General features: G+C 72.6%; 11 protein-coding genes. 6 read left to right on the top strand and 5 right to left on the bottom strand.

The features are described from left to right. On the bottom strand, positions 1–1,218 hold the full coding sequence (locus VMV22_04030; protein HUY21489.1) for an aspartate kinase: 1,218 nt from the start codon (positions 1,216–1,218) through the stop codon (positions 1–3). A gap of 56 nt (positions 1,219–1,274) precedes the next feature. Here VMV22_04030 and VMV22_04025 point away from each other — a divergent pair, with 56 nt between their 5' ends. Together VMV22_04025 and VMV22_04020 are read left to right on the top strand one after the other, a co-directional pair. After that, positions 1,275–2,048: a peptidylprolyl isomerase gene (locus tag VMV22_04025; GenBank protein ID HUY21488.1), complete on the top strand. Its 774-nt coding sequence runs from the start codon at positions 1,275–1,277 to the stop codon at positions 2,046–2,048. An 88-nt stretch (positions 2,049–2,136) separates the two neighbouring features. Beyond that, positions 2,137–2,691: a peptidylprolyl isomerase gene (locus tag VMV22_04020; GenBank protein ID HUY21487.1), complete on the top strand. Its 555-nt coding sequence runs from the start codon at positions 2,137–2,139 to the stop codon at positions 2,689–2,691. 48 nt (positions 2,692–2,739) lie between these two features. On the opposite strand, the gene VMV22_04015 is transcribed toward VMV22_04020, so the two are convergent. Then, a complete protein-coding gene (locus VMV22_04015) occupies positions 2,740–3,423 on the bottom strand; it encodes a Type 1 glutamine amidotransferase-like domain-containing protein (GenBank protein ID HUY21486.1) in 684 nt (227 codons plus the stop codon). Between the two features lie 324 nt (positions 3,424–3,747). Here VMV22_04015 and VMV22_04010 point away from each other — a divergent pair, with 324 nt between their 5' ends. Next, complete coding sequence (locus VMV22_04010; GenBank protein HUY21485.1) at positions 3,748–4,602, top strand: 3-hydroxybutyryl-CoA dehydrogenase; 855 nt, start codon at positions 3,748–3,750, stop codon at positions 4,600–4,602. Positions 4,603–4,641: 39 nt separating this feature from the next. After that, on the top strand, positions 4,642–6,708 hold the full coding sequence (locus VMV22_04005; GenBank protein HUY21484.1) for a protein meaA: 2,067 nt from the start codon (positions 4,642–4,644) through the stop codon (positions 6,706–6,708). A 153-nt stretch (positions 6,709–6,861) separates the two neighbouring features. Here VMV22_04005 and VMV22_04000 read toward each other — a convergent pair whose 3' ends face one another. Beyond that, positions 6,862–8,418, bottom strand: coding sequence for an acyl-CoA carboxylase subunit beta (locus tag VMV22_04000; GenBank protein HUY21483.1), 1,557 nt, complete (start codon positions 8,416–8,418; stop codon positions 6,862–6,864). 87 nt (positions 8,419–8,505) lie between these two features. Between VMV22_04000 and VMV22_03995 the strand changes: the two genes are divergently transcribed. Beyond that, positions 8,506–9,606, top strand: coding sequence for a YncE family protein (locus VMV22_03995; GenBank protein ID HUY21482.1), 1,101 nt, complete (start codon positions 8,506–8,508; stop codon positions 9,604–9,606). A 33-nt stretch (positions 9,607–9,639) separates the two neighbouring features. Here the strand turns inward: VMV22_03995 and mce are convergent, their stop codons facing one another. Both mce and ccrA read right to left on the bottom strand, forming a co-directional pair. Further along, the gene (mce, locus tag VMV22_03990; protein ID HUY21481.1) at positions 9,640–10,074 is read right to left on the bottom strand and encodes a methylmalonyl-CoA epimerase; all 435 of its coding nucleotides are present in this window, start codon (positions 10,072–10,074) and stop codon (positions 9,640–9,642) included. Continuing rightward, positions 10,071–11,411, bottom strand: coding sequence for a crotonyl-CoA carboxylase/reductase (gene ccrA / locus VMV22_03985; protein ID HUY21480.1), 1,341 nt, complete (start codon positions 11,409–11,411; stop codon positions 10,071–10,073). The genes mce and ccrA overlap by 4 nt, the downstream gene beginning before the upstream one ends. Before the next feature lie 161 nt (positions 11,412–11,572). Between ccrA and VMV22_03980 the strand changes: the two genes are divergently transcribed. Next, positions 11,573–12,757, top strand: a complete 1,185-nt coding sequence (locus VMV22_03980) for an acetyl-CoA C-acetyltransferase (GenBank protein HUY21479.1) — start codon at positions 11,573–11,575, stop codon at positions 12,755–12,757. Positions 12,758–12,834 lie beyond the last annotated feature (77 nt).

The following is a 12,834-nucleotide window of genomic DNA, read 5'->3' as shown; positions in this document are numbered from 1 at the left end:
TCAGGCCTCGGCGAGCGCGAACGCCTGGTGGAGCAGCCGCACGGCCTCCTCGACACGGTCGGCCCTGACCACGCAGGAGATGCGGATGGACGAGGTCGAGATCATCTCGATGTTGATGCCGGCGGCGGCGAGCGTCTCGAACATGGCGGCCGACACGCCGGGATGGCTGCGCATGCCCGCGCCCACGAGCGACACCTTGGCGATCCCGTCGTCCGCCAGGACCTCGCCGGCGCCGATCTCCGGCACGAGGCGCTGCGCCACCTCGAGGCTGGTGGCGAGGTCTGTCTTCGGGACGGTGAAGGAGATGTCCGTCGTGCCGTGCAGCGACATGTTCTGGACGATGGTGTCCACGTTGACCTCGCAGTCCGCCAGCGCGCGGAAGAGCCGGGCGGCGATGCCGGGTTTGTCGGGGACGCCGGTGACGGTCACCTTGGCCTCCGAGATGTCGTGGGTGACGGCGGTGACGACGGCCTGCTCCATGGACGGATCCTCCTCGACCACCCAGGTGCCGGGCTCCCAGGTGAAGCTGGAACGGACGTGCAGGGGCACGCCGTGGTTGCGGGCGAACTCGACCGACCGCAGCGCCAGCACGCGCCCGCCGCTGGCGGCGATGTCGAGCATCTCCTCGAAGCTCACCCGGGCGAGCCGGTGCGCCTCGGGAACGATGCGCGGGTCGGCGCTGAAGACCCCGGACACGTCGGTGTAGATCTCGCACGACTGCGCGCCGAGGGCGGCCGCCAGTGCCACCGCGGTGGTGTCGGAACCGCCGCGCCCGAGCGTGGTGATGTCGCGATCGAGCGACACGCCCTGGAAGCCCGCCACCACGGGGACCCGGCCCTCACCCAGCGCGTCGCGCAGGCGGTCGCCCTTCACCTCGATGATCTTCGCCTTGAGGTGGGTGGCGTCGGTGATGATCCCCGCCTGGCTGCCGGTGAACGACACGGCGTCCACGCCCAGCTCGGCGAGCGCCATGCACAGCAGTGCCATCGTCACCCGCTCGCCCGAGGTCAGCAGCATGTCGAGCTCCCGCGGGGGCTGCACGGAGCTGACGTCGCCGGCCAGCCGGAGCAGGTCGTCGGTCGTCTTGCCCATGGCGCTCACGACCACGACCACGTCGTCGCCCTGGCGCCTGGTCCGGGCCACATGGTCGGCGACGGCGCGCACCCGCTCGGCGTCGCCCACCGAGGTCCCGCCGAACTTCTGCACCACCAGCGCCACGCATCGACGCTACCTGCTGGCCACGCCGCCCCCCGGCGGCGGTAGGGTGTCGGTCCGTGCCCACCGAGAAGCGTGCCCGCAAGCGCGCCGCGCGTGAAGCGAAGATGGCCGCCCTGGCGCGCCAGCGGCGCCGGCGCGCCACGGTGCGGCGCACCATCACCCTGGTGGTGATCGTGGCCGTTGCCGTGGGCCTCTACGTGCTGGTGAGCGGGGGCAAGACGAAGAAGACGGCCCAGCAGATCGCCGACGACACCGCCCAGGCCGCCGGCTGCCCGTCGAGCCCGACCGCGACCCTCACCAAGCCGCACTGGAGCAAGGCCCCGGCCATGGCCATCCAGGGGTCGAAGACCTACAAGGCGACGGTGAAGACCGACGCGGGGACGTTCGTGATCACCCTCGACGCCGCCACCACCCCGCTCACGGTCAACAACTTCGTCTTCCTGGCCGGGCACGACTTCTACAACTGCGTCACGTTCCACCGCGTGATCCCGAAGTTCATGGACCAGACCGGTGACCCGACGGGCACCGGGTCGGGCGGCCCGGGCTACAAATTCGCCGACGAGCTGCCCAAGCCGGCGTCGCCCCAGTACCCGGTGGGGGCCGTGGCCATGGCGAACTCCGGGCCGAACACCAACGGGAGCCAGTTCTTCATCGTCACCGGCGCCCAGGGCGCCTCCCTGGCGCCGAACTACACGCTGTTCGGCCACGTGACGTCGGGCATGGCCGTGGCCCAGAAGATCAACGCCGACGGCAACGCCAACCCCAGCGCCAACGGCGTCCCGCCGAAGGTGATCCACCGGATCCTGAAGGTCACCGTCTCGTCCTCGTAGCACCGGGTCCGCCGCACCGGCGCACCCCTTCACCGTTCTTCCCCGTGTCGCGAGCGTCGTGACGCGACCAGCGAACAGGAGGCCCACCATGCCCGTCGAACCGCCTGCCGCCGACGGCTCGAGCCCGCAGCGCCGATCATTCGACGCCGAGCCGCCCATGGTCATCGACGCCGATAAGCGCTACACGGCCACCATGGTCACGTCGAAGGGGACGATGACGATCGCCCTGGACCCGCAAGCGGCGCCGAGGACGGTGAACAGCTTCGTGTTCCTCGCCCGGTACCACTACTTCGACGGCATCGTCTTCCACCGCGTGATCCCGGGCTTCGTCCTGCAGGGCGGGGACCCCACGGCCACGGGGACCGGAGGGCCGGGGTACAAGTTCGCCGACGAGCTGCCGCCCCCGGGCCGCTACGAGCTGGGATCGCTGGCGATGGCCAACGCCGGGCCCGACACCAACGGGAGCCAGTTCTTCATCATCTCGGGCCCCGACGGCATGCGCCTGCCACCGAGCTACTCGCTCTTCGGCAAGGTCGTGTCGGGGCTCGACACGGTGACGGCCATCGACGCCCTCGGCTCGAGGTCGGGCAAGCCCACCGAGACCGTGACCATCGAGTCGGTGACGGTCACCGAGGCCGACTGAGGGCCCGGGGCGCCCCCATCCCGAGGCGCCAAGGGCGACGCGCCGGGGTCAGTGGGGCAGGGCGTCGAACCCGGCGGGGTGCCCGCTCACGAACACCTGCACCGTCCCCTCGCCCGCCTGGCGCCATCCGCCGTCGGGATCGCGGATGAGGGCGGTGCGCTCGGGGATGCCGACCACGGGCAGCCCCGGGGCGGCGAGGGCGATCGAGCGGTGCACCTTCTCGGCGTTCTCCTGGCCGAAGTGGGGGATGACGGCGAGCTGCTCCACCATCCCCAGCCCCACGGTCAGCGCCCCGCCGCGGGGGTCCACCATGGGGTCGGTGAGCACCATCGCACCCGCCGAGGAGCCGGCGACGACGGCACCACCGCGCCACGCCTGGAGCAGCGCCTCCCAGACCGCCGAGGACTTCAGCACGGACCGCAGGTGCATGGGCGACCCGCCGCCGAGGTAGACGAAGCGGCTGGCCCGGACGATGGCGGCGTTGCCCTCGTCCTCGGCGTCGGCGCGGCCGAGCACCATGAGCCCCCGGGCCCGGCCGCCGAGCGTGGCGAACCAGGCCTCCGCCGTCGCCACGGCCTTGTCCGGGTGCTCGTAGGCGGCCGCCGTCGGCAGCACCAGCACCTCGTCACCGCCGGACGCGGCCAGGAGCTCGGCGTCGAACTCGCACCCCTGGCGCCATTCGTCGCCCCCCACGAGGGCCAACGGCCCACAGTGCCCGGTCGTCGCTGCCATGGCCGCCACTGTAGGGGGGCACGGCCCCAGGGGATCGACCGCATGCGCGGGCACGGGCGCGCCGGCGTCGGCATCGCCACCACGACCCGGCCGGGCCGCCACGGCGGCGTCGCTCACCGGAGCCCGCCTGCTACGGGGCATCCGTGGGCAGTCTCGACCTGCTCGGCGGTATAACCCCTCTCTACCCCCACGCCCGAGGGGCTCGACTGCACCAGAAAGGCTTCCGGCGGCACGCCGGGGGTCCGGGGGTCCGGGGGTCCGGTGACCCACCCCACCTGCCGCTCGGGACGGGCCGTCCAGGTAACCGGCCGGTAACATGCGGACATGTCGATCAAACGTGTGGGAATCGTCGGCTCCGGCATCATGGGAGCCGGCATCGCCGAGACGATGGCCGTGCACGGGCTCGAGGTGGTCCTGCGGTCCCGGGCCCAGGCCACGGCCGACGGCATGGTCGCCGGCATGGAGAAGTCGCTGGCCCGCCAGGTGGAGAAGGGCAAGCTCGCCGAGGCCGATCGCGACGCCGCCCTGGGGCGGGTCACAGCGGTCTCCGACCTCGGGGCCCTGGCCGTCTGCGACCTCGTCATCGAGTCGGTGGTCGAGGACCTCGGCGTGAAGAAGCACCTCTTCTCCGAGCTCGACCGCATCTGCCCCGACCACACCATCCTGGCCACCAACACCTCCACGCTCCCGGTGGTGGACATGGCCATGGAGACGGGCCGCCCCGACAAGGTGTGCGGCATCCACTTCTTCAACCCGGCGCCGGTCATGTCGCTCGTCGAGGTGGTCCGGCCCATCACGGCCTCGGACGAGACCATGGCGGCGGCACGAGCGCTGGCCGAGGCCTGCGAGAAGACCCCGGTCGAGGTGAAGGACCAGGCGGGGTTCATCGTGAACGCCCTGCTCTTCCCCTACCTCAACAACGCGGTGCGCCTGCTCGAGAACGGCGTCGCCAGCCGCGACGACATCGACACCGCCATGAAGGGCGGATGCGGGTTCCCGATGGGCCCGTTCTCCCTGCTCGACCTGGTCGGCCTGGACACGAGCCTCGCCATCCTCGACGCCCTCTACGACGAGTTCCGGGACCCGAACTACGCGGCCGTCCCGCTGCTGCGCCGCATGGTGGCCGCCGAGCTCTACGGCCGGAAGTCGGGCAAGGGGTTCTACGACTATCGCCGCTGACCCGCCCGGCGGCACGCCACGGTGGGGGAGAATGGACAGGTGAGCGACGTGGCGCCTGCGGGCGGTGACCGGGACAAGCCCTGGGTGATGCGCACGTACTCGGGCCACACCTCGGCCCGGGCGTCGAACCGCCTGTACCGGACCAACCTGGCCAAGGGCCAGACCGGCCTGTCGATCGCCTTCGACCTGCCCACCCAGACCGGCTACGACCCCGATGCCCCCGAAGCGGCCGGGGAGGTGGGCAAGGTCGGTGTCCCGGTGGTGCACCTCGGCCACATGAACGAGCTCCTGGAGGGCATCCCCGTCGGGGACATGAACACCTCCATGACCATCAACGCCACCGCCGCCTGGCTGCTCGGCCTGTACGTGGCGCACGCCGAGGACACCGGTGTCGAGCGCCGGGTGCTGCAGGGCACGACGCAGAACGACATCGTGAAGGAGTACCTGTCGCGGGGCACCTACATCTTCCCCCCGGGCCCGAGCCGCCGCCTGATCGTCGACATGATCGCCTACACGGTGCGCGAGGTCCCCAAGTGGAACCCCATCAACGTGTGCAGCTACCACCTCCAGGAGGCGGGGGCCACGCCCGTGCAGGAGATCGCCTACGCGCTGGCCACCGCCATCGGCGTCCTCGACGCCGTGCGCGACTCGGGGAAGATCGAGGTCTCGGAGCTCCCCGCCGTGGTGGGCCGCATCTCGTTCTTCGTCAACGCCGGCATCCGGTTCGTCGAGGAGACGTGCAAGGTGCGGGCGCTCACACGCTTGTGGGACCGCATCTGCCTGGAGCGCTACGGCGTCGACGACCCGAAGCTGCGGCGGTTCCGTTACGGCGTGCAGGTCAACTCCCTTGGGCTCACCGAGGCGCAGCCCGAGAACAACGTCCCCCGCATCGTGCTCGAGGCGCTCGGCGTCACGCTGTCGCGCGACGCCCGGGCCCGGGCCATCCAGCTGCCGGCGTGGAACGAGGCGCTGGGCCTCCCGCGGCCGTGGGACCAGCAGTGGTCGCTGCGCATCCAGCAGATCCTCGCCTTCGAGACCGACCTGCTCGAGTACGGCGACATCTTCGAGGGCTCCACCGTCGTGGAGGCCAAGACGGCGGAACTGGCCGAGGCGGCCTCGGCCGAGCTCGACGAGGTGCTCCAGCTCGGCGGCGCCTTCGAGGCCGTCGAGGAGCTGAAGCGCCGGCTGGTGCGCAGTCAGGCGGAGCGGGTCCGCCGCATCGAGACGGGCGAGCTCCAGGTGGTCGGGGTCAACTCCTTCACCGAGACCGAGCCGTCACCGCTCGAGACGGCCGACGACGGTGCCGCCACGGTGTTGAAGGTGGACCCCGCCGCCGAGGCCGAGCTGTGCGCCGACGTGGCGGCGTGGCGCGAGCGGCACCGCGGTGACGCGGTGCAGGCCGCGCTCGACGAGCTGCGCCGGGTGGCCACCGACGACAGCCTGAACATCATGCCCGCCACCATCGCCCTCGCCCACGCCGGCGGGACGACGGGCGAGTGGGCGGGAGCGCTGCGCGAGGTCTTCGGGGAGTACCGCGCCCCCACCGGCGTCGCCGGGGGTGTGGGCCAGCGCGGGGCCGAGCTGTCGGCGGTCCTGGCGCGGTCGCGCCGGCTGGCCGAGCAGGCCGGTGGCCCTCCCCGGCTCCTGGTGGCCAAACCCGGGCTCGACGGGCACTCCAACGGGGCCGAGCAGATCGCCGTGGCCGCCCGCGACGCCGGCTTCGAAGTCGTGTACCAGGGCATCCGTCTGAGCCCGGCGCAGATCGCGGCGGCGGCGCGCGACGAGGACGTCGACGTGGTGGGGATCTCCATCCTGTCGGGGAGCCATCTCGATCTCGTCCCCGAGGTCCTCGACCGCCTGCGCGGGGAGGGCGTGGACGCCGCGGTCGTGGTCGGGGGCATCATCCCGCCCGAGGACGCCGAGGTCCTGCGGGACAAGGGCGTCGCCGCGGTCTACACCCCCAAGGACTTCCGCCTCGCACGCATCATGGACGACCTCGTCGACCTGGCCGAGAAGCGCCGCGGCGTCGTCGCCGCCCCGGTCAGTGCCCGGACAGGGGGCGTTGCCGGCGCAGGGCGGCGGGCTCGGTCCACCACCGACCGCTGAACCGCCACGACGCGGGCCGGTCGCGTCCGGCGTCGTCGGTCGGGCGGGGCCGGGGCCACGCTTGTTCCACCGCCGCCACGATGGCGGCCAGCACGGCGGGGTCGGGCTGCGGCCGCACCGACACGACCTGCGGCGCGGCGGCGCGCGCCGCGCTCACAACGGCACGTTCCCGTGCTTGCGCTTGGGCAGGTCCTCGCGCTTGGAGGCCAGGAGGCGGAGGCTGCGCACCAGCACGCGCCTCGTCTCGGCCGGGTCGATGACGTCGTCGACGTAGCCGCGCTCGGCCGCCACGTAGGGGTTGGCGTAGCGCTCGGTGTACTCCTCGACGAGCTCGGCCCGGCGGGCCACGGGGTCGGCGGCCTCGGCCAGCTCGCGGCGGTAGACGATCTCGACGGCACCCTGCGGGCCCATGACGGCGAGCTCCGCCGAGGGCCAGGCGAACGCCAGGTCGGCGCCGATCGACTTGGAGTTCATGACGACGTAGGCGCCGCCGTAGGCCTTGCGGGTGATCACCTGGATGCGGGGCACCGTGGCCTCGCAGTAGGCGTAGAGGAGCTTGGCGCCGTGGCGGATGATCCCGCCGTACTCCTGGTCGGTCCCCGGCATGAACCCCGGCACGTCGACGAACGTCACCAACGGGATGTTGAAGGCGTCGCAGGTGCGCACGAAGCGCGCCGCCTTCTCCGACGAGTCGATGTCGAGCACGCCGGCGAGCACGGCCGGCTGGTTGCCGACGATCCCCACCACGCGGCCGTCGACGCGGGCGAACCCGCACGTGATGCTCATGGCCCAGTGCGGATGGACCTCGAAGTAGTCGCCTTCGTCGACGACCGAGGTGATGACCCGCTTCATGTCGTAGGGCTGGTTCGGCGACGTGGGCATCAGGTCGACGAGCTCGGGCGTGCCCCGGTCGGGGTCGTCGTCGGTGTCGACGACGGGCGGCTCCTCGAGGTTGTTCGACGGCAGGAAGGACAGGAGGTAGCGCACCTCGTCGAGGCAGGTCTTCTCGTCGGGGGCCACGAAGGTGGCCACGCCCGACTTCGTGGCGTGGCTCATGGCCCCGCCGAGCTCCTCGAGGGTGACGTCCTCCCCCGTGACCGTCTTCACCACGTCGGGCCCCGTGATGAACATGTGGCTCGACTGGTTCACCATGAAGATGAAGTCCGTCATGGCCGGCGAGTACACGGCCCCGCCCGCGCACGGGCCCAGGACCACGCTGATCTGGGGGATGACGCCCGAGGCCCGGACGTTGCGGTGGAAGATCCCCCCGTAGGAGTGCAGGGACACCACGCCTTCCTGGATGCGCGCCCCGGCGCCGTCGTTGAGGCCGATCATGGGCACCCCGATGGACTCGGCCAGGTCCATGACCTTGTGGATCTTCTCGGCGAACACCTCGCCCAGGGCGCCGCCGTAGACGGTGAAGTCCTGGCTGAAGACGCACACCCGCCGGCCGTCGATGGTGCCGAACCCGGTGATGACCCCGTCGGTGTAGGGCCGCTTCTCCTCGAGCCCCATCCCGTGGGCCCGGTGCCGGGCGAGCATGTCGAGCTCCTGGAACGAGCCCTCGTCCACGAGGTACTCGATGCGCTCGCGCGCCGTCATCTTGCCCTTGGCGTGGTGGCGTTCCACCGCGTGCGGGGAGCCGGCGTGCAGGGCCTCTTCCTTGCGGGCCTTCAGGTCGGCCAGCCGCTGCGACATGGGGTGGTCCATGGCCCCCGAGGCTATCCGAGGCCGACGCGCCCGAAGCCGGCCGCGACGATCACACCACGCGGCCCCGGCCGGGAGCAGGATGGAACGGTGGCGCGCACGGCGGACGAGCTCGGGCACCGACCCGCCCGGTCGCCCGTGGCCCCGTCGGGAAAGGCCGGGCGGGCCGGGACCGGTCCGACACCCCCGGGCCGCCGGACGACGTTGTCGCGACGGGGCGTCGGCGTCGCCGTGGCGGCCACGGCGGCACTCTTCGCCGGCGTGACCCTCGGCAGCGTGCTGCTCGCCGGCATGGGCTCGCCCGGCCCCGGCACCCCGCCGGCGGGCGTCCAGGTGATGGGCCGCACCGACGCCGCCTCGGTGGCCTTCGACGCCGCCGGCGGCTGGCTCGCCGACGACCACGCCGGGACGGTCCGCCACTTCGACCCGTCGTCGGGGGCGACCGTCGGCCGCACGCTGCACCTCGGCGGCCGGCCGATCTCGGTGACCGCCGGGTTCGGCCGCGTCTGGGTGGCCGACCTGTCCGGCAGCCGCGTGTGGGAGATCGACCCGACGACGGGGAGGACGGTCGGGGCGCCCATCGCGGTGCCCGAGGGCCCCGTGTCGGTGGCGGCCGGCGACGGCGGGGTGTGGGTGGCGAGCCTGCTGTCCGGCACGGTGTGCGTCATCGACCCCCGGACGGGCGCCGTGCAGGCCTCGGCCACGCTGCCCGACGGGGCGGTGCGCATCGCCGTCGGCCCCGCCGGCGTGTGGGTGAGCGGCCAGACGCACTCGCTCACCCGCGTGGACGAGCGGCCCGACGGCACGGCGCTGCGCTGGCGGACCGTGGCGGTGGGCCGGGGCCCGCTCGGGGTGGGCGTCGGGGACGGGTCGGTGTGGGTGGCCAACGTGCAGTCCGGGACGGTGTCGCGCGTCGACCCGGCGACGGTGCGCGTGACGGCCACCTACAGCGTGGGCACGGCGGGGGGCGGGGTCCCCGCCAATCCCGAGACGGTGGCCGTGTGGCGGGGCCGCGTCTGGGTCGCCGACGGGCAGCAGGGCGAGGTGGTGGCGCTCGACCCCGCCACCGGGCACCAGGTCGGCGCGCCGGTGCCGCTCCCCGGCGTCATCCGCCAGCTGGCGCTCGACGACGGGGGCACGCTGTGGGGGACGACCGCCAACCCCGGACGGGTCCTGCGCTTCCACAGCTGACATCCGGCCCGCGCGGCACGGGCCGGGGCTCGCTCAGGCGGGCTCCTGGACGAGCTCGATGAGCGTGCCGAACGCCCCCTTGGGGTGCACGAAGGCGACCGTCGTGCCCCGCGATCCCGGGCGGGGCGCTTCGTCGATCAGCGCCCCCCCGCCCCGGCGCACCGACTCCAGGGCCGCCGCGCAGTCGTCGACGCGGTAGCCGACGTGGTGCAGCCCCTCGCCGCGCCGCTCCAGGAACTTGGCGACCGGCGAGTCCGGGCGCGTCGGGCACAGCAGCTGCACGTAGGAGTCGGCTACGGCGATGAGCGCCTCCTCGACGCCGTCGGACTCGATGCGCTCGCGGTGGCTCACGGTCGCCCCGAAGGCGTCGCGGTAGTAGGCCACGGCGGCGTCGAGGTCGCGCACGGCGATGCCCACGTGGTCGATCTCGGTGAGCATGGTGTGCACCGGCGCCGAGCCGCCGGTCACGCCCCGTGCCTCCGGAAGTGCGTGATCCGCCCCTCGCCGACCCGGGACCGGAGCTCGGGGTCGTCGATGCCCAGGCCCTCCCCGGGCGCCAGGCACAGCACGCCGATCTTGCCCTCGTGCAGGTTGTGGTGCACCTGGTAGGCGGCCTCGCCCACCTCCTCGAGGGGGTAGACGGCCGACAGCGGGGGCACGACCTTGCCGTCGCAGACGAGCTGGTTGGCGTCCCAGGCCTCGCGGTAGTTGGCGAAGTGCGATCCCTTGATCGTCTTCAGCTTCATCCAGAGGTGCCGGTTGTCGTACTCGATCATGTAGCCCGACGTGGCCGCGCAGGTGACGATCGTCCCGGCGCGCTTGCACACGAACACCGAGGCACCCATGGTCTGACGGCCGGGGTGCTCGAAGACGACATCGGGGTCCACGCCCACCAGCGCGCGCACGTCCTTGCCGAAGCGGCGCCACTCCGACTCGTCCTGGGTGTGCTCGTCGCGCCAGAAGCGGTAGCCGGCGGCGGCGCGGTCGATCACGGCCTCGACGCCCAGCCCGTGCAGGAGGTCGACCTTGTCCGGCGACGACACCACGCCGACCGGGGTCCCGCCCCCGTTGAGCACGTGCTGCACGGCGTAGCTGCCGAGGCCGCCGCTGGCGCCCCAGACGAGGACCCGGTCACCCTGCTTCATCGCCGCCCCGTTGCGCGACACGAGCATCCGGTAGGCGGTGGAGTTGCACAGGGCGTTGATCGCCGCCTCCTCCCAGCTGAGGTGGCGGGCCTTCGGCATGAGCTGGTTGGCCTTGACGACGGCCAGGTCGGCGAGCCCCCCGAAGTTGGACTCGAAGCCCCAGATGCGCTGGTTGGCCGCCAGCATGGAGTCGTCGTGGGCCGTGGGGTCCTGGTCGTCGACGTAGTTGCAGTGCACGACCACCTTGTCGCCGGGGCGCCAGTTGCGCACCGCCGAGCCCACCCGCACCACCACGCCCGAGGCGTCCGAGCCGACCACGTGGTGGTCGAGGGCGTGGCGGGCGCCCCAGGCGCTCTCCTTGCCCAGCCGGTCGAGGAACCCGAAGGTCGGCAGGGGCTCGAAGATCGAGGTCCATACGGTGTTGAAGTTGATGGAGGACGCCATGACGGCCACGTAGGCCTCGTCCGGCGCCAGCTCCGGCACGGGGACCTCCGACACGTGCAGCGACTTGCGGGGGTCCTTCTCGGCCGACTCGACGCCGGCGAACATCTCGATCTCGTCGCGCCGGACGTGGGCGGCCCGGTACGACTCGGGCAGCGCCAGGGCGGCCAATTCGTCCCCGCCGGCGCCGGCGACGATGGCGTCACGGAATGCCTGCATGGGGAGGCACCCTACCTTCGTCTGCCGACGGGCACCGCAGCCGGCAGGGCCCGTCGGACTGGCCCGGGGGCCGACCCGGGCCGTGGATCGGACTGGCCCGGGAGCCGGACCCGGGCCGTAGAATGGCGCTCCGGCCCGTCAACGTCCCGGAGGTCATGTCCATGCCCGGTTCCGTCATCATCGCGGGGGCCCGTACCCCCATCGGCAAGCTGTCGGGTGCCCTCGGGGGCTTCAGCGCCATGGACCTGGGCGGGTTCGCCATCGCCGCGGCCCTCGAGCGCGCCGGCGTGGCGCCCGGGGACGTCGACTACGTCTTCATGGGCCAGGTCCTGCTGGCGGGCCAGGGGCAGATCACGGCCCGGCAGGCCGCCACCAAGGGCGGGATCCCGATGTCGGTGCCGGCCACCACGGTGAACAAGGTCTGCCTGTCCGGGCTCAACAGCATCTACCTGGCCGACCTCCTGATCGCCGCGGGCGAGGCCGACGTGGTGGTGGCGGGCGGCATGGAGTCGATGACCCAGGCGCCCTACCTGCTGCCCGGGGCGCGCGCCGGCTACCGCATGGGGGACGGCTCGCTCGTCGACTCCATGATGTACGACGGCCTGTACTGCCAGTTCGACCACTGCGCCATGGGCCTCGGCACCGAGCGGTACAACAAGGAAGCCAAGATCTCGCGTGACGCCCAGGACGCCGTGGCGGCGCTGTCGCACGAGCGGGCGGCGGCGGCCATCAAGGACGGCCGGTTCGCCGACGAGATCGTCCCCGTGTCGGTGCCCCAGCGCAAGGGCGACCCCATCGTGGTCGACACCGACGAGGGCGTGCGCCCCGGCACCACCGCCGAGTCGCTGGGCGGCCTGCGTCCCGCCTTCGACAAGGAGGGCACCATCACCGCCGGCAACGCCAGCCAGATCTCCGACGGCGGGGCGGCCGTGGTCGTCACCTCCCGCGCCCGGGCCGAGGCCCTGGGTGTCACCCCGCTCGGCGAGGTCGTGAGCTACGGGCAGGTGGCCGGGCCCGACGCGTCGCTGCTGCTGCAGCCGGCCAACGCCACCGTGCAGGCGCTCGCCAAGGTCGGCAAGACACCGGCGGACGTGGCCCTCTTCGAGATCAACGAGGCCTTCGCGGCTGTGGGCCTGGCCTCGATGGCGGCGATGGGGATCACCGACGAGCAGACCAACGTCAACGGCGGGGCCATCGCCCTCGGCCACCCCATCGGCATGTCCGGCACCCGACTGGCGCTCACCATGCTCCACGAGCTGCGCCGGCGCGGCGGGGGCCTCGGCGCCGCCAGCCTGTGCGGCGGTGGCGGCCAGGGCGACGCCCTCGTCCTGCGCTCGATCGCCTAGCGGCACCGATCGCGCGGTCCGCTGCCGGACCGTCACACCTCGGTACTATCAATCGACCCCATGGTCGTCGAGCGCGG

The organism is Acidimicrobiales bacterium, from assembly GCA_035531755.1.
Lineage (GTDB): Bacteria > Actinomycetota > Acidimicrobiia > Acidimicrobiales > UBA8190 > DATKSK01.
This window is presented reverse-complemented; position numbering and strand designations above follow the sequence as displayed.

What these genes read in the sequence shown, in the direction of transcription:
- VMV22_04020 (HUY21487.1), top strand. Translation starts at nt 2,137, where the DNA reads ATGCCCGTCGAACCGCCTGCCGCCGACGGCTCGAGCCCGCAGCGCCGA.
- VMV22_04015 (HUY21486.1), bottom strand. Translation starts at nt 3,423, where the DNA reads ATGGCAGCGACGACCGGGCACTGTGGGCCGTTGGCCCTCGTGGGGGGC.
- VMV22_04010 (HUY21485.1), top strand. Translation starts at nt 3,748, where the DNA reads ATGTCGATCAAACGTGTGGGAATCGTCGGCTCCGGCATCATGGGAGCC.
- VMV22_04000 (HUY21483.1), bottom strand. Translation starts at nt 8,418, where the DNA reads ATGGACCACCCCATGTCGCAGCGGCTGGCCGACCTGAAGGCCCGCAAG.
- ccrA (HUY21480.1), bottom strand. Translation starts at nt 11,411, where the DNA reads ATGCAGGCATTCCGTGACGCCATCGTCGCCGGCGCCGGCGGGGACGAA.
- VMV22_03980 (HUY21479.1), top strand. Translation starts at nt 11,573, where the DNA reads ATGCCCGGTTCCGTCATCATCGCGGGGGCCCGTACCCCCATCGGCAAG.